The sequence below is a fragment of the Achromobacter sp. Marseille-Q4962 genome (assembly GCF_943737005.1).
GTDB lineage: Bacteria > Pseudomonadota > Gammaproteobacteria > Burkholderiales > Burkholderiaceae_B > Achromobacter.
Genome location: NZ_CALSFU010000008.1, coordinates 140,293 through 159,665, shown reverse-complemented (window position 1 = coordinate 159,665; position 19,373 = coordinate 140,293). Strand labels below are relative to the sequence as shown.

Sequence of the window (19,373 nt, the reverse complement as noted above, 5' to 3'; positions counted from 1 at the left end):
GCGGCCGGCGAGGCGCGGCCGGCGAGGCGCGGCCGGCGAGGCGCGGCCGGCGAGGCGCGGCCGGCTGCCCCGCTACTCGTCGTCGATGCCCAGCTCGCGCAGCTTGCGCGTGATGGTGTTGCGGCCGATGCCCAGCCGCGTCGCGGCCTCCACGCGGCGGCCCCGGCTGGCGTCCAGAGCGCTTTGCAGCAGGATTTTCTCGAACTGCCGCGTCAGCGTCGCCATGACCGCCGGCTCGCCCCGTTCGAGACGGTACTGCGCATCGCGCAGCAGCGAATCCTGCCAATTACGCGGCGAACCCTCTTCGGACACGGCCGGCGAGCTGGGCTGCACCACGGCGCCCACGCCGCTGGGCGGCGGCGCGGCCGGCGCGCGCGGCGCCATGCCCGCCTGCTGGTGCTCCATGGCGCGGATTTCCGGCGGCAGGTCGGCCCGGTCCACCGTCTGGCCCGGCGCCATCACGGTGAGCCAGTGGCAGAAGTTCTCCAGCTGGCGCACGTTGCCCGGGAAGTCGAATTTCGTGAGCACGGCCAGCGCTTCGGGCGTCAGCCGCTTGACCGGCACGCCCAGCGCGCGCGCGCTGGCCGTCAGGAAATGATTGGCCAGCGCGGGAATGTCCTCCACGCGTTCGCGCAGCGGCGGCAGCCGCAGGCGGATCACGTTCAGCCGATGGAACAGGTCTTCGCGGAACAGGCCCTGCTCCACGCGCTGCTCCAGCGGCTGGTGCGTGGCCGCCACGATGCGCACGTCCACGCGCACCGGCTGCGAGCCGCCCACGCGGTAGAAACTGCCTTCGGCCAGCACGCGCAGCAGCCGCGTCTGCAGCTCGATGGGCATATCGCCGATTTCGTCGAGGAACAGCGTGCCGCCGTGCGCCTCTTCGAAACGGCCGCGGCGCAGGTTGCTCGCGCCGGTGAACGCCCCGCGCTCGTGACCGAAGAGTTCCGCCTCGAGCAGATCGCGCGGAATGGCCGCCGCGTTCAGCGCCACGAAGGGGCCGTTGGCGCGCACGCCGTGGCCGTGCAGGGCCCGCGCCACCAGTTCCTTGCCAGTGCCCGATTCGCCCGTGATGAGCACGGTGACCTTGGACTGGGCCAGCCGGCCGATGGCGCGGAACACCTCCTGCATGGCGGTGGACGACGATTGCGTCATCATCCAGCGCTCGTTGTTCTGCGGCGACTCGCCCTGCCCTTCCTGGGTTTCCGGCGCGGCCGATTCCTGCATGGCGCGCTGGATCAGAGCCACCGCCTCGTTCACGTCGAAAGGCTTGGCGAGATAGTCGAAGGCGCCGCCCTGGAAGGCGGACACCGTGCTGTCCAGGTCGGCAAACGCCGTCATGACGATGACCGGCAGGCCCGGATGCCTTTCCTTGAGCTGGCGCAGCAGCTCCAGACCGTTGGCCCCGGGCATGCGGATGTCCGAAACCAGGGCCGCGGGCGTTTCCTGCCCCAGGGCCTCGATCACTTCGGCGGCCTGCGAAAAGCTGCGGGTGGGGACGCCGGCCCGCGCCAGGGCCTTTTCCAGCACCCAGCGGATGGCCTGGTCGTCATCGACGATCCATACGGGTTTCATCAGTGTGCGGGCTCCATCGGTAGGACCAGGCGAAACTCGGTTCGGCCGGGTCGGGATTCGAATTCGATGATGCCGCCGTGCTGCTGCACGAAGTCCTGCGCCAGACTCAGGCCCAGCCCCGTGCCGCCCGCCCGCGCCGTCACCAGCGGATGGAAAATGCGGTCGCGGATGTGCTCCGGCACGCCGGGTCCGTTGTCGATCACGGACAGCACCAGCGCCAGGCGGTGCTGGCGGTGCGCGAGCATGACCTGCCGCGCCACGCGCGTGCGCAGCGTCACCACGCCCGGCGCGAGATCGGGCGCCGGCGGCCGCGCCACCAGTTCCTGCGCGGCATTGCGGGCCACGTTCAGCACCGCCTGCATCAGGCGCGCCGCGTCGCCGTGGAGCTCGGGCACGGACGCATCGTAATCGCGCTGCAGCGCGACGTCGTTGCGGAACTCGGCCTGGATCAGCGCGCAGACGCGCTCGCAGATTTCATGGATATTGACCGGCCGCGCATTGAGCGGCACGCGCTGCGGACCGCTCAGGCGGTCGACCAGCGCCTGCAGGCGGTCGGCTTCGGAAATGATGACCTGGGTGTACTCGGCCAGCGCCGCATTGGGCAGCTCGGCCTCCAGCAGCTGCGCCGCGCCGCGCAGCCCGCCCAGGGGATTCTTCACCTCGTGCGCCAGATTGCGCAGGAGTTCGCGGTGCGCCTCGATCTCGTCGACCAGCCGGTGGTTGCGGTCGGCCAGCACGCGCTGCTCGATCTCGCGGGTTTCGATGAGGACGGGCCACGGCTGCCCGGTGAGCCCCACCGTGGTCACGGTGACCTCCACCGATTCGCCCGGGCGGCGCAGCGAGGCGAGCTGGCGCACGTCGGCGAAGCGCCCGGCGGCGGCGCGGTCGATGGAAGACTGGATGTTCTCGGGGTTGTCGAACAGCGTCGCCGCGGACTGCCCGGCGAGCTGCTTGCGGGACCGGCCGAACAGGTCTTCGGCCGCCGCATTGGCGTATTCGATATGGCCGCGTTCGTTGACCAGGAAAACGGACGTTGCCAGCAGATCGAGAGCTTCTACATTCATTTTCTATGTGCCTGATTGACGGGGATGACGGACAACTTCCGCGTTCGGCGCGCGAGGCGCCCCGCCCCGCGCCGCCAGCACGGCAAGCCTGGCGGCGCGGGCCATCGAACCTCGGCCTGGCGGAGCATGCGGTTTCGGCCCTGGTTTACGCCCGCATCGCATGCTCCGCCAGCCACAGCCCCGGAAAATCAGAGGCTGTAGTACATGTCGAACTCGACCGGGTGCGTGGTCATGCGCAGGCGCGTCACCTCGCCCATCTTCAGGTCGATATAGGCGTCGAGCATCTCGTTGCTGAACACGCCGCCGCGGGTCAGGAACTCGCGATCCTTGTCCAGGGCTTCCAGCGCTTCTTCCAGCGAGGCGCAGACGGTCGGGATCTTCGCGTCTTCTTCCGGCGGCAGGTCGTACAGGTTCTTGTCAGCCGGATCGCCGGGGTGGATCTTGTTCTGCACGCCGTCCAGGCCGGCCATCATCAGGGCCGAGAAAGCCAGGTACGGGTTGGCCAGCGGATCCGGGAAGCGCGTCTCGATGCGGCGGCCCTTCGGGTTGCCCACGTACGGGATGCGGATCGACGCCGAGCGGTTGCGGGCCGAGTAGGCCAGCTTGACCGGCGCCTCGAAGTGCGGCACCAGGCGCTTGTACGAGTTGGTGCCCGGGTTGGTGATGGCGTTCAGCGCGCGGGCGTGCTTGATGATGCCGCCGATGTAGAACATGGCGAATTCCGACAGGCCGGCGTAGCCGTTGCCCGCGAACAGGTTCTGGCCGTCTTTCCAGATGGACTGGTGCACGTGCATGCCGGAGCCGTTGTCGCCGACCACGGGCTTGGGCATGAAAGTGGCGGTCTTGCCATAGGCATGGGCCACGTTGTGCACGATGTACTTGACGATCTGGGTCCAGTCGGCGCGCTGCACCAGGGTGCTGAACTTGGTGCCGATCTCCAGCTGGCCGGCGCCGGCCACTTCATGGTGGTGCACCTCGACCGGCACGCCCATCTGTTCCATCAGCAGGCACATTTCGGAGCGCATGTCCTGGAAGGAATCGACCGGGGGCACGGGGAAGTAGCCGCCCTTGACCAGCGGACGATGGCCGGTGTTGCCGCCTTCGAATTCCAGGCCGCTGGACCACGAGGCTTCTTCCGACTTGATCTTCACGAACGTGCCCGACATGTCGGTGTTCCAGGTAACGCCGTCGAACACGAAGAATTCGGGTTCCGGGCCGAAGTAGGCGGTGTCGCCCAGGCCGGAGGACTTGAGGTAGGCTTCGGCGCGCTTGGCCAGCGAGCGCGGATCGCGGTCATAGCCCTTCAGGTCGGACGGCTCGACCACATCGCACGACAGGATCAGCGTCGGCTCTTCGCGGAACGGGTCCATGTTGGCGGTGGACAGGTCGGGGATGAGCAGCATGTCGGACGCTTCGATGCCTTTCCAGCCCGGAATCGAAGAACCGTCGAAGGCCTGGCCGCTTTCCAGCTTGTCTTCATCGATCGCCGAAACAGGCACCGACACGTGGTGCTCGCGGCCCACGGTATCGGTAAAGCGGAAGTCGACGAATTTCACTTCGTTGTCAGCGATCTTTTTCAGGACGTCTTTCGGGCTTGCCATGTCATCTCCATTAGATAAAAGGGTCGAGGGCAGCGCCGCTCGACTGGCATAAAAAGGGGAAGCAAGATGCGTGCCAGCTCCGGCTGCTGGGATACCCCGGGTGGGCGACACGGAAGCGGGAAATTTAGCACCATTATGGTGCAAAACATGGGGCGTTGCGCCCCATTTTGGTGCCGTACTGTTACAGGAACATTTCCTGCAGGTCATTCAGGAAGCGCCAACCCAGTGCGGTGGCCTTCAGCCGGGTCGGATCGGCATCGAGCAGCCCGCGGTTCACCGCTGCCTCCAATTGGTGCGCGATCGCGGCCAGCGACAGCCCCGTGCGTTCGGTGAAAAGCGAGGCGGGCACGCCGTCTTTCAGGCGCAGCGCATTGAGCATGAACTCGAAAGGCAGTTCGTCGGGCCCGACCTGGCGCTGCTCGGCCAGGTGGCTGCCGTCGCGCGCCATGGCGGCCTGCATCCACGACTCCGGGTTGCGCAGCCGCGCCTCGCGCACGATGCGGTCGGGGAACGACAGCTTGCCATGCGCGCCCGGGCCGATTCCCAGGTAATCGCCGAATTCCCAGTAATTCAGGTTGTGCCGGCACCGCGCCCGGGGCCGCGCATAGGCCGACACCTCGTAGCGGAACAGCCCGGCCGCGGCCAGGTCCGCCTCCACGGCGTCCTGCATGGCGGCGCTGGCATCGTCGTCGGGCAGATCCTTTGGCGGATACTTGGCGAACACCGTGTTCGGCTCCATCGTCAGATGGTAGAGCGAGAGGTGCTCGGTGCCGAAGCCGACGGCCTGGCGCAGGTCCGCGCGGCAATCCTGCAGCGTCTGGCCGGGCAGCGCGAACATGAGGTCCAGGTTCACGCGCGGCACGGCGCGCTGGGCCATCTCGACGGCCGCCCGCGCCTGGGCCGCGTCGTGGATGCGCCCCAGCTTGCGCAGCTGGGCGTCGTCGAAGCTCTGGATGCCCAGCGAAATCCGGTTGACGCCGCTGGCGGCATAGTCCGCGAAACGGCCCGCCTCGGCCGTGCCGGGATTGGCCTCCATGGTGATTTCGGCGTCCGGCCACAGGTTGAGGCAGGCGCGCAGCATGGCCAGCAGCTCGTCCAGGCCGGCCGCCGACAACAGGCTGGGCGTGCCGCCGCCGAGAAACACCGAAACCACCTGCCTTCCCCAGATGGAAGGCAGGGCCTGTTCCAGGTCGGCGCGCAGCGCGTCGAGATAGGCGCGTTCCGGAATGCCTTGCGGCTGGGCCGCGTGCGAATTGAAGTCGCAATACGGGCACTTGCGCACGCACCACGGCACGTGCACGTAGACCGACAGCGGCGGCAGGCTGGCCAGCGCGGCGCCGGCCTGCCTGCCGGCCGGCGCAGGCTTGCCGCCCAGCTCGGAACGGATGGGGATGGTGATGGACATGCGCGGCGCTTCAGCCCCGGGCCAGCTTGCCCAGCAGTTCGCGCAGCGCGCGCGCCCGGTGGCTGACGCGGTTTTTCTCGTCGGGCGGCAGCGAGGCCGCCGTCAGCGCCATGTCGGGAAGGTAGAAATGCGGATCGTAGCCGAATCCGTTCTCGCCCTCCGGCTGGTCGATGATCTCGCCGTGCCAGATGCCTTCGCCGATCAGCGGACAGGGGTCGTCCTCGGTCCGGACCAGCGCCAGCACCGCCACGTACCAGGCGCTGCGGTCTTCGACGCCGGCCAGCTCCCGCACCAGCAGGGCGTTGTTGGCCGCGTCGGATTTCTCGCCGCCCTGGCGCATCTGCGCATAGCGGGCGGAGTACACGCCGGGCGCGCCGCCCAGCGCGGCCACGCACAGGCCGGAATCGTCGGCCAGCGCGGGCAGGCCCGTCAGCCGGCTGGCATGGCGGGCCTTGGCCAGCGCGTTCTCGATGAAGGTGACGTGCGGCTCGTCGGCCTCGGGAACGCCGAGCTCACCCTGCGGCACCAGCTCCATGCCCAGCGGGGCGAACAGCGCGGAGAACTCGCGCAGCTTGCCGGCGTTGTTGGAGGCCAGCACCACGCGGCGCAGCGAATCGGGAATCTTGGGGGATGTCATGAGGCGGATTGTATAGGCGCGCGCCCGCAATACAGGGATTTCCCCCGATAGCGTCCAGGATGCAACATTTGGTGCAAATCGTTGTTGACAGCTATGTAACAGCCCCTGCATATTGCGCCTACCGGCTCGGCGCAACACCGTGGACACATTTTGTTGTCAGTATGTCTTTATTGTCACCGAACGTATCAGAGTGCACAGGCGATGAGCTCAACCCTTGCATTGCCCCGGCAAGCCCCCGCCGTTCCCGTCACGATGGCAGCGTCCGCCACGGTTCCGGAGCCCGCATGCCTGGCGGCCATCCTGCAATCGCGGCAACTCAGCCCGCGGTTCCAGCCGGTGGTCGATCTGGCCCACAGCAGGGTGTTCGGCCATGAAAGCCTGATCCGCGGACCGCAAGGCACCGACCTGCACCTGCCCGACGCCCTGTTCACCGAAGCCCGCCGCCAGGGGCTGCACCCGCAGCTCGAACTCGCCAGTTTTCGCGCCGGCGTGCAGGGTTTCCAGGAACGCGAGGCGCGCGGCAAGCTCTTTCTCAATCTTTCCGGTTCCGCCCTCATCCACTACTGGACGCTGTGGGGGCCGGCACTGCCCGCGAAGCTGCTCAAGGGCAGCAGCGTGGATCCCGCCAGCATCGTGGTGGAGCTGACCGAGCACGATCCGCTCTCGCCGCACATGAACGCCCTGGCCAGCGCCCTGGCCTGCCTGCGCGAACACGGCATGCGCATCGCGCTGGACGACTACGGCGCGGGCGGCTCCAATCTGCAGGTGTGGGCCGAACTGCAGCCCGACCTCATCAAGATCGACCGCTATTTCTTCGACGGCATCGGCCGGGACGAGCGCAAGCGCCACATGGTGGACGCCATTATGAAAGTGGCCCGGCACCTGGGCACCTCCATCGTGGCCGAAGGCATCGAAACGGCCGACGACCTGGCCGCCGTGCGCGACCTGGACATCCGCTACGCGCAGGGCTGGCTGCTGGGCCGGCCGGAGGAATCTCCGCTCGACGAACTGGCGCCCACGCTGCAGCAGTCGCTGCGCGTGCGCCCGCCTGCGCCGCGCCCGGCGCGCCCGGGCGGCGGCACCGCCGCCAGCCTGCGCGTGCAGGCCCCGGCCGCGCTGCTGCACAAGCACACCAACGACGACGTGCACCGCCTGTTCCTCGAGCACAAGGATCTGCACGCCGTGGCCGTGCTCGACGAGCAGCAGCGCCCGCTGGGCATCATCAACCGCCGCGACTTCTCCGAACACTACGCCCAGCGCTACACCCGCGAACTCTTCGGGCGCGACCCCTGCTCCACCTTCATGAACAGCGAGCCCGTGCTGGTGGACGCCGACGTGTCCATCGACCAGCTCAGCCGCGTGCTGGTTTCCGAAGACCAGCGCTACCTCATGGACGGGCTCATCATTACCCGCAACGGCTGCTACGACGGGCTGGCCACCGGCGAAACCCTGGTGCGCTCGGTTACCGAGATGCGCATCGAGGCCGCGCGCTACGCCAACCCGCTGACGTCCCTGCCCGGCAACATTCCCATCAGCCGCCACATCTCCGCCCTGCTCGAAGAAGCCGGCGATTTCACCGTCTGCTACGGCGATCTGAACAACTTCAAGCCCTTCAACGACGTCTATGGCTACTGGCGGGGCGACGACATGATCCTGCTGGCCGCGGAGATCATCAAGCGGCACTGCGATCCCCAGCGCGACTTCGTCGGCCACGTGGGCGGCGACGATTTCGTCTTCATGATGCGCAGCCCGGACTGGCGGGATCGCGCCCGCCGCATCATCGCCGACTTCAATGCGCGCGCCATCGATCTCTATGACGACGACGCGCGGCGGCGCGGCGGCATCGAAGCGGAAGACCGCTACGGCGTACCGCGCTTCTTCCCCTTCGTGACGCTGGGCGTGGGCACGCTCACCGTTACGCCTGCCCTATGCGGCCGCATCCGCCCCGAGGACATCGCCTCGGCCGCCGCGCACGTCAAGCACAAGGTCAAGCACGCCAATCTTTCCCTCGTCAGCGAGTCCTACCCCGGCGCGCTCGCCGCCTGACTCCGCCGCGCCGATCCGGAACACCGCCACCGCCTCGCGCACCCGGCGCGCCTGGCTTTCCAGCGCGGCCGCGGCCGCCGCCGTCTGCTCGGCCATGGCGGCGTTCTCCTGGGTGGCCCGCTCGATCTCCGACACCGCCCCATTCACCGACACAATGCCGTCCGCCTGCTGCGCGGCGGACAGGAAAATGCCGTCCACGATGCGCGTCACGCTGTCGGCGGCCTCGCGCATGCCCGCCATGGTCTGGCCGGCCAGCCCGACCTGCCGCACGCCCGCCCGCACCCGCGCGCCCGACTCCTCGATGAGCTGCCGGATTTCGCGCGCGGCCTGGGCGCTGCGCTGCGCCAGCGTGCGCACCTCGCCGGCCACCACGGCGAAACCCTTGCCGTGCGCGCCCGCGCGGGCCGCTTCCACGCCGGCATTGAGCGCCAGGATGTTGGTCTGGAAGGCGATGCTGTCCACCACGCCCACGATTTCGCCGATGCGCTGCGCGCTCTGCGCGATGTCTTCCATGCAGCGCGCCACGTCGGCCACCGCCTCGGCTCCCCGCCGGGCCAGGTCCGCCGCGCTGGCCGCCTGGGCGCTGGCCTGGCCGGCATCGCCGGCGGTGCGCTGCACCGCCTCCTCGAGCTGCGTCAGGCTGGCCAGCGCCTCCTGCACCGAACCCGCCTGGCGCGCGGCGCGTTCCGACATCTCCGCGCCGCCGGCCGCGATCTCGCCGGCCCCGGCGTGCAGTTCCTCCACGCCGCGCCGCACCGCGGCCACCGCCGCCGTCAGCCCCGACCGCATGCGCCGCATGGCCGAATAAAGCACGCCGATCTCGTTGTGGCCGCGCGCCGCGATGGCCGCGGTGAGATCGCCATCGGCGATGCGGTCGAAATGCGCGCCTGCCTCGTTCAGCGGCCGCAGCACCGAACGCCGCAGCGCCAGCCGGATCAGCACGGCCAGGAACGCAGCCACCCCCAGCAGACCGGCCGCGGCCAGGATCACGCGCTCCAGCGCGCGGCCCGCGCCGGCCACCGCGGCCTCGCCCCGCTGCCGCGCGTGGACCTGGTAGGCGTCCGCGCTCTGCACATAGGCCGCGCCCGCCGGCGCCAGCGCCTGCTCCACGATGCGGTTGGCCTCGATGCCGTTCCAACCCTGGATCGCCTTGTGCAGCGGCGCCAGCGCGCCATCGGCGAAACGGCCATAGGCCGCCAGCACCCTGTCGAACAGCGGCCCGCCGTCGGGGTCGCCGTCCGGGTTGGCGCGCAGCCGCCCGGCGCCCGCGGCCGCCTGCGCCAGCAACGCCTGCGCCTGGGCCAGGTGGGCGTCGCGCGCCTCCTGCATGCCGCTTTCCATGGCCGTCTTGGCGTCGGTCAGGGCGGCGCGCGCCTGGAACAGGCGGCCGGTCGTCTCGGCCAGATCGCCGGCGCGCTCGATGCTGCCGCGCCCCAGCGCCTCGATCTGCGCGCGATTGTCCCGCAAGACCGCAATGCCCGCCGCGGCAGCCACCGCGAACAGCACCACGAACACCGCCAGGGCGGCCGTCATCGCCGTCGTGACCTTGAGATTCCTTTTCATGTCCATCCATCGCGTGGCGCCCGCGCAGCGGGCGTAATGGCCCGGATTATGGACATCCAGTTTGGCAATTTCTTGACACATTCCCCGGCGCGCCCCGCCCAGCTTTCGCCTCCGAAAACCCCGTATTAATGAATTGTGAATTGGCAGCCGCCCGCCGTTGCGGCACATTGCCCGCTATCGCAAACCCTTTTTCGATTGCCTCATGTCTCAATCCGCCGACGCCTACCAGGACATCCGTGAAGCCGTGCGCGACCTCTGCGCCCAATTCCCCGCCGAGTATTTCCGCAAGATCGACGAAGAGCGCGGCTACCCCGACGACTTCGTGCGCGCGCTCACCGAGGCCGGCTGGCTGGCGGCGCTGATCCCCCAGGAGTACGGCGGCTCGGGCCTGGGCCTGACCGAAGCCTCCATCATCATGGAGGAAATCAACCGCAGCGGCGGCAACTCGGGCGCCTGCCACGGCCAGATGTACAACATGGGCACCCTGCTGCGCCACGGCTCCGAGGCGCAGAAGCGCCAGTACCTGCCGCGCATCGCCAGCGGCGAGCTGCGCCTGCAGTCCATGGGCGTCACCGAGCCCACCACCGGCACCGACACCACCAAGATCAAGACCACCGCGGTGCGCCGCGGCGACCGCTACGTGGTCAACGGCCAGAAGGTCTGGATCTCCCGCGTACAGCACTCGGACCTCATGATCCTGCTGGCGCGCACCACGCCGCTGGACCAGGTCGCGCGCAAGTCCGAGGGCATGTCCATCTTCATCGTGGACCTGCACGATGCCGTCAAGCACGGCATGACGGTCCGCCCCATTCCCAACATGGTCAACCACGAAACCAACGAGCTCTTCTTCGACAACCTGGAAATCCCGGCGGAGAACCTGATCGGCGAGGAAGGCAAGGGATTCAAGTACATTCTCGACGGCCTGAACGCCGAGCGCACGCTCATCGCCGCCGAATGCATCGGCGACGGCTACTGGTTCGTGGACAAGGTCACGGCCTACGCCAAGGAGCGCAAGGTCTTCGGCCGCCCCATCGGCCAGAATCAGGGCGTGCAGTTCCCCATCGCGCGCTCCTACATCAACGTCGAGGCCGCCAGCCTCATGCGCTTCGAGGCCTGCCGCCTGTTCGACGCGCACCAGCCCTGCGGCGCGCAGGCCAACATGGCCAAGCTGCTGGCCGCCGACGCATCCTGGGAAGCGGCCAACGCCTGCCTGCAGTTCCATGGCGGCTTCGGCTTCGCCAACGAGTATGACGTCGAGCGCAAGTTCCGCGAGACCCGGCTCTACCAGGTGGCGCCCATCTCCACCAACCTCATCCTGTCATACGTCGCCGAACACATCCTGGGCCTGCCCCGTTCCTTCTGACCATGAGCCTCGAACACTCCTCCCATCCAAGCGCGGAACTCGCCGCCTTCGCGGCCAACCTGCGCCACGAAGACATCCCCGCCGCGGTCCTGCGCCGCGCCGAAGACCTGCTGCTCGATTGCCTGGGCTCCATCCTGGCGGGCGCCTCGGCGCGCCCCGTGCAGGCCATCGAGCGCTACGCCCGCGCCATGGGCCCGGCCGACGGCCCCAGCGAAGTCCTCATCACCCGCCGCCGCACCACGCCCCTCTTTGCCGCCATGGTCAACGCGGCCGCCGCGCACGTGGTCGAACAGGACGACGTGCACAACGGCTCGGTGTTCCATCCCGCCGCCGTGGTGTTTCCGCCCGCGCTCGCCGTGGCGCAGGCCCTGGGCAGCTCCGGCGCCGAACTGCTGACGGCGGCCGTGGCCGGCTACGAGATCGGCATCCGGGTCGGCGAATTCCTGGGCCGCTCGCACTACAAGATCTTCCACACCACCGGCACCGCCGGCACCCTGGCCGCCGCCGTCGCCGTGGGCCGCCTGCTCAGGCTCACGCCCGAGCAGATGCTGCACGCGCTGGGCTCGGCCGGCACCCAGGCCGCCGGCTTGTGGGAATTCCTGCGCGACGCCGCCGACTCCAAGCAGCTGCACACGGCCAAGGCGGCCGCCGACGGCATCACCGCCGCCTATCTCGCCAAAGAAGGCTTCACCGGCGCGCGCCACATCCTCGAAGGTCCGCAAGGCATGGCCGCGGGCATGTCCACCGACGCCGACCCCAGCCGCCTGGTCGACCGCCTGGGCACGCGCTGGGCGCTGGCCGAAACCTCGTTCAAGTACCACGCCTCCTGCCGCCACACCCATCCGGCCGCCGACGCCCTGCAGCTCTCCCTGCGCGAAAACGGGCTCTCCGAATCCGACATCGAGCGCGTGGTGGCCCACGTGCACCAGGGCGCCATCGACGTGCTCGGGCCGGTCGTCAACCCCGCCACCGTGCACCAGTCCAAATTCTCCATGGGCACCGTGCTGGCCCTCATCGCCCGCCAGGGCCGCGCCGGCCTGGCCGAATTCGACGCCGGCCTGGACGACCCGGGCGTGGCCGATTTCCGCGCGCGCGTGGAAATGCAGCTCGACCCCGAAGTCGATGCCGCCTACCCCCGACGCTGGATCGGCAAGGTCACCGTCTACACGCGCGACGGCCGCGTGTTCCATGCCCGCGTGGACGAACCCAAGGGCGACCCCGGCAACACCCTCGGCCGCGACGAAATCGAGGACAAGACGCTGCGCCTGGGCCAATATGCCGGCGCCGCCACCGAAGCCGAGCTGCGCGGCCTGATCGGCGCCATCTGGAGCCTCGACGGCGCGCCGCGCGTGGGAGATCTGCTGCCGCGCTGAGGGCCCCGGCTCAGAAGGCCAGCAGGCCCGCCGCCAGGAATCCCCCGTCGACCGCCAGGGTCTGGCCGGTGATGTAGCCGGCCTCCTCCTCGCAAAGAAACGCCACGGCGCGCGCGATGTCCTCGGGCGCGCCATAGCGGCGCATGGGCACTGTCTGTTCATACGCGCGCCGCGTCGCTTCCGCATGCTGCGCCCGCGTCAGCGGCGTTTCGATCGGGCCCGGCGCAACGCAATTGGCCGTGATGCCATGCCCGGCCAACTCGATCGCCATCTGCCGGGTGAGCGCGGCCAGGCCCGCCTTGGAACTGCCATAGGCCGCGCGATTGACGCCGGCGCGCACGCCGCTGATGGACGTGATGTTCACGACGCGGCCCCAGCGATGCCGCAGCATCATCCTGGCGGCATGCTGGCCCAGCAGCATGGGGCCGGTCAGGTTGACGGCCATGACGTTTTGCCATTGCTCCAGCGTACCGTCGAGAAAAGCGGCGGGACGGGCGATTCCCGCGTTGTTCACCAGGATGTCGCAGCGGCCGTGCCGTTGTTCGAGCTGGGCGAACAGCGCGCTTATGCTGCCGGGTTCGCCCGCGTCCAGGCGGCGGGCCTCGGCGCTTGCGAGCTCCGCGGCGAGGCGGCCGGCCGCGTCCAGGTCGAGGTCGGCCACGATCACGTGGCGCCCCGTCTCGCAAAGCCGTCTTGCAATGGCCGCGCCGATGCCGCGGGCCGCGCCGGTGACCAGCGCCACGCGCTTCATGGCGGCCGCCATTATCGCGCTCCCCGTTCCACGAGACGCGACGGCAGGCGGAACACCAGCGCCGCGCCGATCACGGCCGCGCAGGCCAGGCCGTACAGCCCGCTGCTCACCTGCCCTGTCGCGTCGGCCGCCAGGCCGACCAGGTAGGGCGCGACGAAGCCCGACAGGTTGCCGATAGACGTGATCAGCGCGAACCCGGTGGCGGCGGCGGCGCCGGTGAGAAAAGCGGTAGGCAGGTTCCAGAACAGGGGAATGGCGCTGACGATGCAGGCCATGGCCACCGTGAGCGCCACGAACGACCAGACCGGATCCGCGCGCAGCACGACGCTGAGCACCAGCGCGGCCGCGCCCGTCAGCCCCGCGCACGCCAGATGCCGCCGGCGCTCGCCCGTGCGGTCCGAATTCCAGGCCAGCGCCAGCATGGCCGCCACCGCCGCCGCATAGGGAACAGCGGTCATCCAGCCAATCTCGGCGAGGCCGGCGTAGCCCAATGCCTTGATCAGGGTCGGCAGCCAGAAGCTCACGCCGTACAGCGCCGCCACGAAGGCGAAATAAATCATGCACAAGAGCCAGACGCGCCCGTCCGTGAGTCCCTGCCGGAAGCTGCCGGCGTGGCCCCCGTCGACCGGCCCCAGTTCGGCTTTCAAGGCCGCTTTTTCGTCCGCGCGCAGCCATGCCGCGTCGTCGATGCGGTCGGGCACGAGCATCCAAAAGGCAATGCCGCACAGGATTGCCGGCGCCCCTTCGCACAGGAACATCCATTGCCAGCCCTCGAGAGGCAGGAAGTGCGGCGTGGCGCTCATCAGCCAGGCCGACAGCGGCGCGCCGATGACGCCGGAAATGGGCAGCGCCGTCATGAAGGCGGCAATGATTCTGCCGCGCGTGCGCGCCGGAAACCATTGGCTCACGTACAGCATGATGCCCGGCGCGAAGCCGGCCTCCGCCACGCCGAGCAGGAAGCGGATCGCATAAAACGAAACCGGCCCGGCCGCGAACAGGGTGCAGGCCGACAGAATGCCCCAGCTCACCATGATGCGCGTGAGCCAGGCGCGCGCGCCGACGCGGTGCAGAATCATGTTGCTCGGCACTTCGAACAGGCAGTACCCGACGAAGAAAATGCCGGCTCCCAGGCCATAGGCCGCATTCGACAGCCCGATGTCGGGCGCCATCTGCAGCTTGGCGAAGGCCACATTGACTTTGTCGAGCTGATTGACGATCAGGCTGACGAGAATGATGGGTATCAATCGCCAGAAGATCTTCGCGTCGGTGCCGGCCTGGCAGGTCGCACGGTCTTGGATCAGGGTACTCACGATGGCTGTCTCCGTTCTTGAGCTGACCATTCAGGCTCAATTTATTATCATTTGATAATATATCGCAGGCAGGAGACGGTGCGTGCGCAAGCCGCCCTGGGACTATCCCTAGGAATGCGCCGCCCATAACGGGAGATAACGCATGGACTACCTTAATCGTGTCGTCGCCGTGACCGGCGCGGCCAGCGGCATCGGCCTGGCCACAGCCTGGGCGGCCGCGCGCCGCGGCGCCGCCGTCGTGGCGCTGGACTACAACAAAGCCGCCCTGGACGCCATGGCTCGGGCTTTCTCCGAAGCCGGGCTGCGGCTGACCGGCGCGGAAGTGGACGTGGCCTCCGAATCGTCCGTCAGGCGGGCCATCGCGGCGATCGCGGAAGCCGGCGCGGACACGGTCGACCTGCTGGTCAATTGCGCGGGCATCGTCTCGCGCGGGCGCTTCGAAACCACCAGCGCGCAGGAATGGCAGCGCGCGCTCGACGTCAACCTGACGGGCGCCTTTCTCTGCACCCGGCACATGCTGCCTCTGCTGGACGCTAGCACCGGCAAGGCGGTGGTGCACGTCGCGTCGCTGGCGGCCAAGCGTGTGTCGTATACGGGCGGCGTCGGCTACACGGCCGCCAAGGCCGGCATGCTGGGCCTGATGCGTCACACGGCCTTCGAGCTGTCGCCCAGGCGGATCCGCGTCAATGCCGTCTGCCCCGGCCCGGTGCTGACGGCCCTCACCCGCAATGCCCTGAGCGCCGCGGACATCGACCACGTGGCCGGCATGGTGCCGCTGGGCCGCTGGCTCAGCCCCGAAGACGTGGCCGAAAGCATTCTGTTCCTGGGCAGCCCGGCCGCGGGCATGATCACCGGCGCCACGCTGGACGTCGACGGCGGCCTGTCGCTGGTAACCGGCTCGTCCGCGCAAGCCTACCAGGCCGCGCGCGTCGACACGCCCTAGCCGTGCCGGCCCTTGCGGCCGAACAGCTCGTCCGACAGGCGCTCGACGTCTTCCTCGCCGTATTCGCTGCAGGCCACCAGCCGGTCCAGCAGGCCGTCCAGCGCCACCTGCTCGACCGGGGTGAAATCGCGCAGCACGTGGCTCTGCACCTTGAGCACGATGCGCGTGCCGAGCTCGTAGCTGCGCCGGCCCGCCGCGGTCAGCAGGTAGCGCGTCGCGCGGCCGTCGGTGGGATCCGGCATGGCCTCGACCATCTCGAGTTCGCGCAACTTGAGCAGGCTGCGTCCGGTCTGCACCGGCGTGAGCAGCATGTCGCGCCCGATTTCCGTGGCGGTGCTGCCGGGGGCGTCGGCCAGCTTGACCAGCACGCGCCAGTCGAGCGCGCGGATGCCGAGATGCCGCGCGAACAAGTCCTCGGCCAGGCCGAGTATGGACTCCGCCACGCGCCGGACCCGGTAGGCCGTCAGTCGTTTGAATTGCATAAGGCTGGATAGATAGGCTTGGGCCGAGAGCGTGGAATTCTATGCCATCCACGGCCCGCGACGGCAAAGCCATTCGGGGTCGCCGCCGACGATTTATTATCATATGATAATAAATAGCCATTGAAGGCGCCGAATTTCGACAGGAGACAGCAATGCAGGCCGTAATGGAAGACAACAAGGCGGGGCGCATGGCCCGGCAGCCGGGTGTGTACGTGTATGACGTATCCGGACAGCCCTGGCAGGATGTGGGCAAGGCCGGGCTGGCGCAGAAGATCGTCCGGCGCGACGACCGGACCGGACAGTCGTTCGGGTTCATGTTCTTCGACACCCTCACCCGGACCGGAGTGCACCAGCACCTGGGCAACGCGTTCAGCTACTTTCTCTCCGGCGCCTTGACGGATTACCAGGGCACGACGGGCGCCGGCGAGCTCGGCATCAATTTCCCCGGCTCCACCCATGACGCCATCGCCTATCTGCCCACGCTCACGGTGGGCCGGATGGAAGGCCCGGTCGCCTACGGGCCGGACGTCACCCACAGCCTGCATGCGGGCAACCGCCATGCGGCATTCGAGAACGCGTTTCCCGAACACCTGCCCGACCTCAACATCATGCTGGACGCCGTGCCGGTATCCGCCACGCGGGTACCGGGCCTGACGCGCCGCCTCGTCTACGACTATGCCAACACGCCGCACCAACGGCGCATGACCCAGCTCATGCTGCTGCCCGGCGCCTGCGTTCCCGCCCACCGGCTGACGGCGCTGGTGGACCTGTATGTGCTGGGAGGAGACGTGCGATTCCACTGCCAGGGCAAGTCCCTGGACGCGAAGGCGGGCGATTTCGTCATCATGGAGCCCGACGCGCAACTGCGCTTCGAATCCCGCTACGGCGCAAGCCTGCTTCTGTGGGCCGAAGGGCCCGCCCTCTGGGAGGACGGCCCGTCGAGCCCGGAACTGTACGGATTCACCTCCGCGCACGGCGATCCGCTGCGCTTCGGCAACCGCGCCCCCGGCGACTGGCAGGCGCAGCGGCCCACCCCCGTGCGCATCTCGCCGCCCGCCGCGCCGGACCGCGGATAGCCACAGGCCGGCCCGGCGCGCATGGCGCACCGGGCGGCCGCGCTCCGCCCTGCTCAGCCGCCCAGCGCCTCGCGCTGCGCCCGCACCAGCCCGGCAATGCCGGTTTCGGCCAGGGCCAGCATGGCGTCCAGCTCGGCGCGCGTGAAGGTGGCGCCCTCGCCCGTGCCCTGGACTTCCACGAACGCCCCGCTGCCGGTCATCACCACATTCACGTCGGCGTCGCAGGCGGAATCTTCCTGGTAGTCCAGATCCAGCACCGCGCGGCCCTGCACCAGCCCCACCGACACCGCGGCCACCGCGTCGCGGATGGGGTTGGCCGCCAGGTCGCCGCGCCGCATCAGCAAGTTGACCGCGTCGGCCGCCGCCACCCAGGCGCCGGTGATGCTGGCGCAGCGCGTGCCGCCGTCGGCCTGCAGCACGTCGCAGTCCAGGTGCAGGGTGCGCTCGCCGAGCGCTTTCAGGTCGAAGACCGCGCGCAGGCTGCGGCCGATGAGGCGCTGGATTTCCTGGGTGCGGCCGCTCTGCTTGCCGCGGGCGGCCTCGCGGTCGCCGCGCGTGTGGGTGGCGCGGGGCAGCATGCCGTATTCGGCCGTCACCCAGCCCTCGCCGCGGCCTTTCAGGAAAGGCGGCACCTTGTCCAGCACGCTGGCGGTGCACAGTACGCGGGTGTCGCCGGCCCTGACCAGCACCGACCCTTCGGCGTAGCGCGTGTAGCCGCGCTCCAGGCTGAAGGGGCGCAGCTGGTCGACGGCGCGGCCCGAGGGCCGCGCGATGGCGGAAGAAGTGTTCAAGGCAAGCTCCGTAGCGATGAAGATCGGTGTCGTCCCGGCGCGGGCCGCCTCGCGGGGCCCGACCCGGGGATCCGCCGCATTGTACGAGGCGGAGGCGGCGCGGACCGCGCGCTTGGAGTATCCTGCCGCGATATCGGGCCGGTCGCGGCGACGCGCCCCGCCCTGTTCCCATTTATCGCCATACCAGGACACCTCGCCATGATCCGCAGCATGACCGCTTTCGGCAACGCCCGCGCAGACCTCGAACAAGGTACGCTCGCCGTCGAACTGCGCAGCGTCAACAGCCGCTTTCTCGACCTGTACTTCCGCCTGCCCGACGAGCTGCGCCACGTGGAGACGCCGCTGCGCGAACTGCTGACCTCGCATCTCGGGCGCGGCAAGGTCGAGGTGCGCGTCTCCTACACGCGCAACGCCTCGGCCGAACTCGCCGCGCTGGACCCGGCCTGGCTGGAAGGACTGGCCGAACAGCTGCAGGCCGCGCGCCGCATCATTCCCGACATTTCCGCGCCGCGCCTGGTCGAACTCTTCAACTGGCCCGGCCAGCGCGCCGGCGACGCGCTGGACCCGCAGATATGGGGCGCGGCCTGCATGCAGGCTGCCCAGCAGGCGCTGGCCCAACTGCAGGATGGTCGCGCGCGCGAAGGCGAACGGCTCGCGGCCATGATGCGCGACTGCGCCGACGGCGTGGGGCGCATCGTGGACACGGTCGAAGCCCACCTGCCGCAGTTGCTCGCCGAGCACCGCGACAAGCTGGCGCTCAAGCTGCGCGAAAGCGTCGAAGCGGCTTTTCCCGGCGGCTTCGCCCACATCAGCGGCGAAGAGCTGTCCGAGCGCCTGTCGCAGGAAGCCACCCTTTTCGCCCTGCGCATCGACGTGGCCGAGGAACTGTCGCGCCTGCGCTCGCACCTGGAGGAATTGCGCCACCTGCTCACCGACGGCGGCAAAGCGGGCGGCAAAAAACACGCCGGCAGCGCCGGCAAGCGCCTGGACTTCCTGTTCCAGGAAATGAACCGCGAAGCCAACACCTTGGGCTCCAAGGCCGGCAGCCTGGAAGTGACCCGCGCCGCCATGGACCTGAAGCTGCTCATCGAGCAGATGCGGGAGCAGGCGCAGAACATCGAGTAAACGCGCGGGGGAGCCACGTCGCCCCAGGGCCAGCCAGGCCGCAATTGCGTCGCGGAACACGCACACGGGCCGCATGCCGGATTTTCTGCCGCCGTTCCAGCGCCCTCCCGCGCATTCCGCGAAAAGTCGCGCCAGGCTCGGGCCCATCAATGCACGCCGTTGCCGGACTGCCCTCCTACATCCTCCAGCCCGGGAAGCGCCTGAGCGCCGAAGAGCGCCAGGGCCTCATCGGCGATCTGGCCCGATCCCCCCAGAGCCGGACGCATCATGG

17 protein-coding genes are annotated in these 19,373 nt (G+C 69.1%); 6 read left to right on the top strand and 11 right to left on the bottom strand.

The features are described from left to right. Window positions 1-72: 72 nt before the first annotated feature. The 5 genes from ntrC to rdgB form a co-directional block, all read right to left on the bottom strand. A complete protein-coding gene (ntrC, locus tag NGJ44_RS09235) occupies window positions 73-1,572 on the bottom strand; it encodes a nitrogen regulation protein NR(I) (protein WP_251863757.1) in 1,500 nt (499 codons plus the stop codon). Next, window positions 1,572-2,636, bottom strand: a complete 1,065-nt coding sequence (gene glnL, locus NGJ44_RS09230; protein WP_251863756.1) for a nitrogen regulation protein NR(II) — start codon at window positions 2,634-2,636, stop codon at window positions 1,572-1,574. The genes ntrC and glnL overlap by 1 nt, the downstream gene beginning before the upstream one ends. A gap of 188 nt (window positions 2,637-2,824) precedes the next feature. After that, window positions 2,825-4,237, bottom strand: coding sequence for a type I glutamate--ammonia ligase (gene glnA / locus NGJ44_RS09225; protein ID WP_251863755.1), 1,413 nt, complete (start codon window positions 4,235-4,237; stop codon window positions 2,825-2,827). A gap of 181 nt (window positions 4,238-4,418) precedes the next feature. Then, window positions 4,419-5,642, bottom strand: coding sequence for a radical SAM family heme chaperone HemW (gene hemW / locus NGJ44_RS09220; RefSeq protein ID WP_053245064.1), 1,224 nt, complete (start codon window positions 5,640-5,642; stop codon window positions 4,419-4,421). Between the two features lie 10 nt (window positions 5,643-5,652). Then, complete coding sequence (gene rdgB, locus NGJ44_RS09215; protein ID WP_053245067.1) at window positions 5,653-6,279, bottom strand: RdgB/HAM1 family non-canonical purine NTP pyrophosphatase; 627 nt, start codon at window positions 6,277-6,279, stop codon at window positions 5,653-5,655. Between the two features lie 252 nt (window positions 6,280-6,531). Between rdgB and NGJ44_RS09210 the strand changes: the two genes are divergently transcribed. After that, on the top strand, window positions 6,532-8,325 hold the full coding sequence (locus NGJ44_RS09210; RefSeq protein ID WP_251863754.1) for an EAL domain-containing protein: 1,794 nt from the start codon (window positions 6,532-6,534) through the stop codon (window positions 8,323-8,325). Here NGJ44_RS09210 and NGJ44_RS09205 read toward each other — a convergent pair. Further along, window positions 8,206-9,888 (bottom strand): methyl-accepting chemotaxis protein, encoded by a 1,683-nt coding sequence (locus tag NGJ44_RS09205; RefSeq protein WP_251863753.1) that lies wholly within the window; start codon window positions 9,886-9,888, stop codon window positions 8,206-8,208. The two genes, NGJ44_RS09210 and NGJ44_RS09205, sit on opposite strands and share 120 nt — an antisense overlap. 202 nt (window positions 9,889-10,090) lie before the next feature. On the opposite strand from NGJ44_RS09205, the gene NGJ44_RS09200 reads away from it, so the two are divergent. Together NGJ44_RS09200 and NGJ44_RS09195 are read left to right on the top strand one after the other, a co-directional pair. Further along, on the top strand, window positions 10,091-11,251 hold the full coding sequence (locus NGJ44_RS09200; protein ID WP_251863752.1) for an acyl-CoA dehydrogenase family protein: 1,161 nt from the start codon (window positions 10,091-10,093) through the stop codon (window positions 11,249-11,251). Beyond that, window positions 11,248-12,624: an MmgE/PrpD family protein gene (locus tag NGJ44_RS09195; protein ID WP_502802122.1), complete on the top strand. Its 1,377-nt coding sequence runs from the start codon at window positions 11,248-11,250 to the stop codon at window positions 12,622-12,624. Before NGJ44_RS09200 ends, NGJ44_RS09195 begins: the two co-directional genes overlap by 4 nt. Window positions 12,625-12,634: 10 nt before the next feature. On the opposite strand, the gene NGJ44_RS09190 is transcribed toward NGJ44_RS09195, so the two are convergent. Then, window positions 12,635-13,387, bottom strand: coding sequence for an SDR family NAD(P)-dependent oxidoreductase (locus NGJ44_RS09190; protein WP_251863750.1), 753 nt, complete (start codon window positions 13,385-13,387; stop codon window positions 12,635-12,637). Then, the gene (locus tag NGJ44_RS09185) at window positions 13,387-14,715 is read right to left on the bottom strand and encodes an MFS transporter (protein ID WP_502802120.1); all 1,329 of its coding nucleotides are present in this window, start codon (window positions 14,713-14,715) and stop codon (window positions 13,387-13,389) included. Before NGJ44_RS09185 ends, NGJ44_RS09190 begins: the two co-directional genes overlap by 1 nt. A 112-nt stretch (window positions 14,716-14,827) precedes the next feature. Between NGJ44_RS09185 and NGJ44_RS09180 the strand changes: the two genes are divergently transcribed. Next, on the top strand, window positions 14,828-15,628 hold the full coding sequence (locus NGJ44_RS09180) for an SDR family NAD(P)-dependent oxidoreductase (protein WP_251863748.1): 801 nt from the start codon (window positions 14,828-14,830) through the stop codon (window positions 15,626-15,628). Here NGJ44_RS09180 and NGJ44_RS09175 read toward each other — a convergent pair. Continuing rightward, on the bottom strand, window positions 15,625-16,110 hold the full coding sequence (locus NGJ44_RS09175) for a MarR family winged helix-turn-helix transcriptional regulator (RefSeq protein ID WP_152968153.1): 486 nt from the start codon (window positions 16,108-16,110) through the stop codon (window positions 15,625-15,627). The two genes, NGJ44_RS09180 and NGJ44_RS09175, sit on opposite strands and share 4 nt — an antisense overlap. 152 nt (window positions 16,111-16,262) lie before the next feature. Between NGJ44_RS09175 and NGJ44_RS09170 the strand changes: the two genes are divergently transcribed. After that, a complete protein-coding gene (locus NGJ44_RS09170; protein WP_251863747.1) occupies window positions 16,263-17,186 on the top strand; it encodes a cupin domain-containing protein in 924 nt (307 codons plus the stop codon). A gap of 53 nt (window positions 17,187-17,239) precedes the next feature. Here NGJ44_RS09170 and rph read toward each other — a convergent pair whose 3' ends face one another. Continuing rightward, window positions 17,240-17,977, bottom strand: a complete 738-nt coding sequence (gene rph, locus NGJ44_RS09165; RefSeq protein WP_251863746.1) for a ribonuclease PH — start codon at window positions 17,975-17,977, stop codon at window positions 17,240-17,242. 198 nt (window positions 17,978-18,175) lie between these two features. Here rph and NGJ44_RS09160 point away from each other — a divergent pair, with 198 nt between their 5' ends. Then, window positions 18,176-19,102, top strand: a complete 927-nt coding sequence (locus NGJ44_RS09160) for a YicC/YloC family endoribonuclease (RefSeq protein ID WP_053246063.1) — start codon at window positions 18,176-18,178, stop codon at window positions 19,100-19,102. Window positions 19,103-19,248: 146 nt separating this feature from the next. On the opposite strand, the gene NGJ44_RS23105 is transcribed toward NGJ44_RS09160, so the two are convergent. Continuing rightward, the gene (locus NGJ44_RS23105) at window positions 19,249-19,371 is read right to left on the bottom strand and encodes a hypothetical protein (protein ID WP_255352271.1); all 123 of its coding nucleotides are present in this window, start codon (window positions 19,369-19,371) and stop codon (window positions 19,249-19,251) included. Window positions 19,372-19,373: the final 2 nt, after the last annotated feature.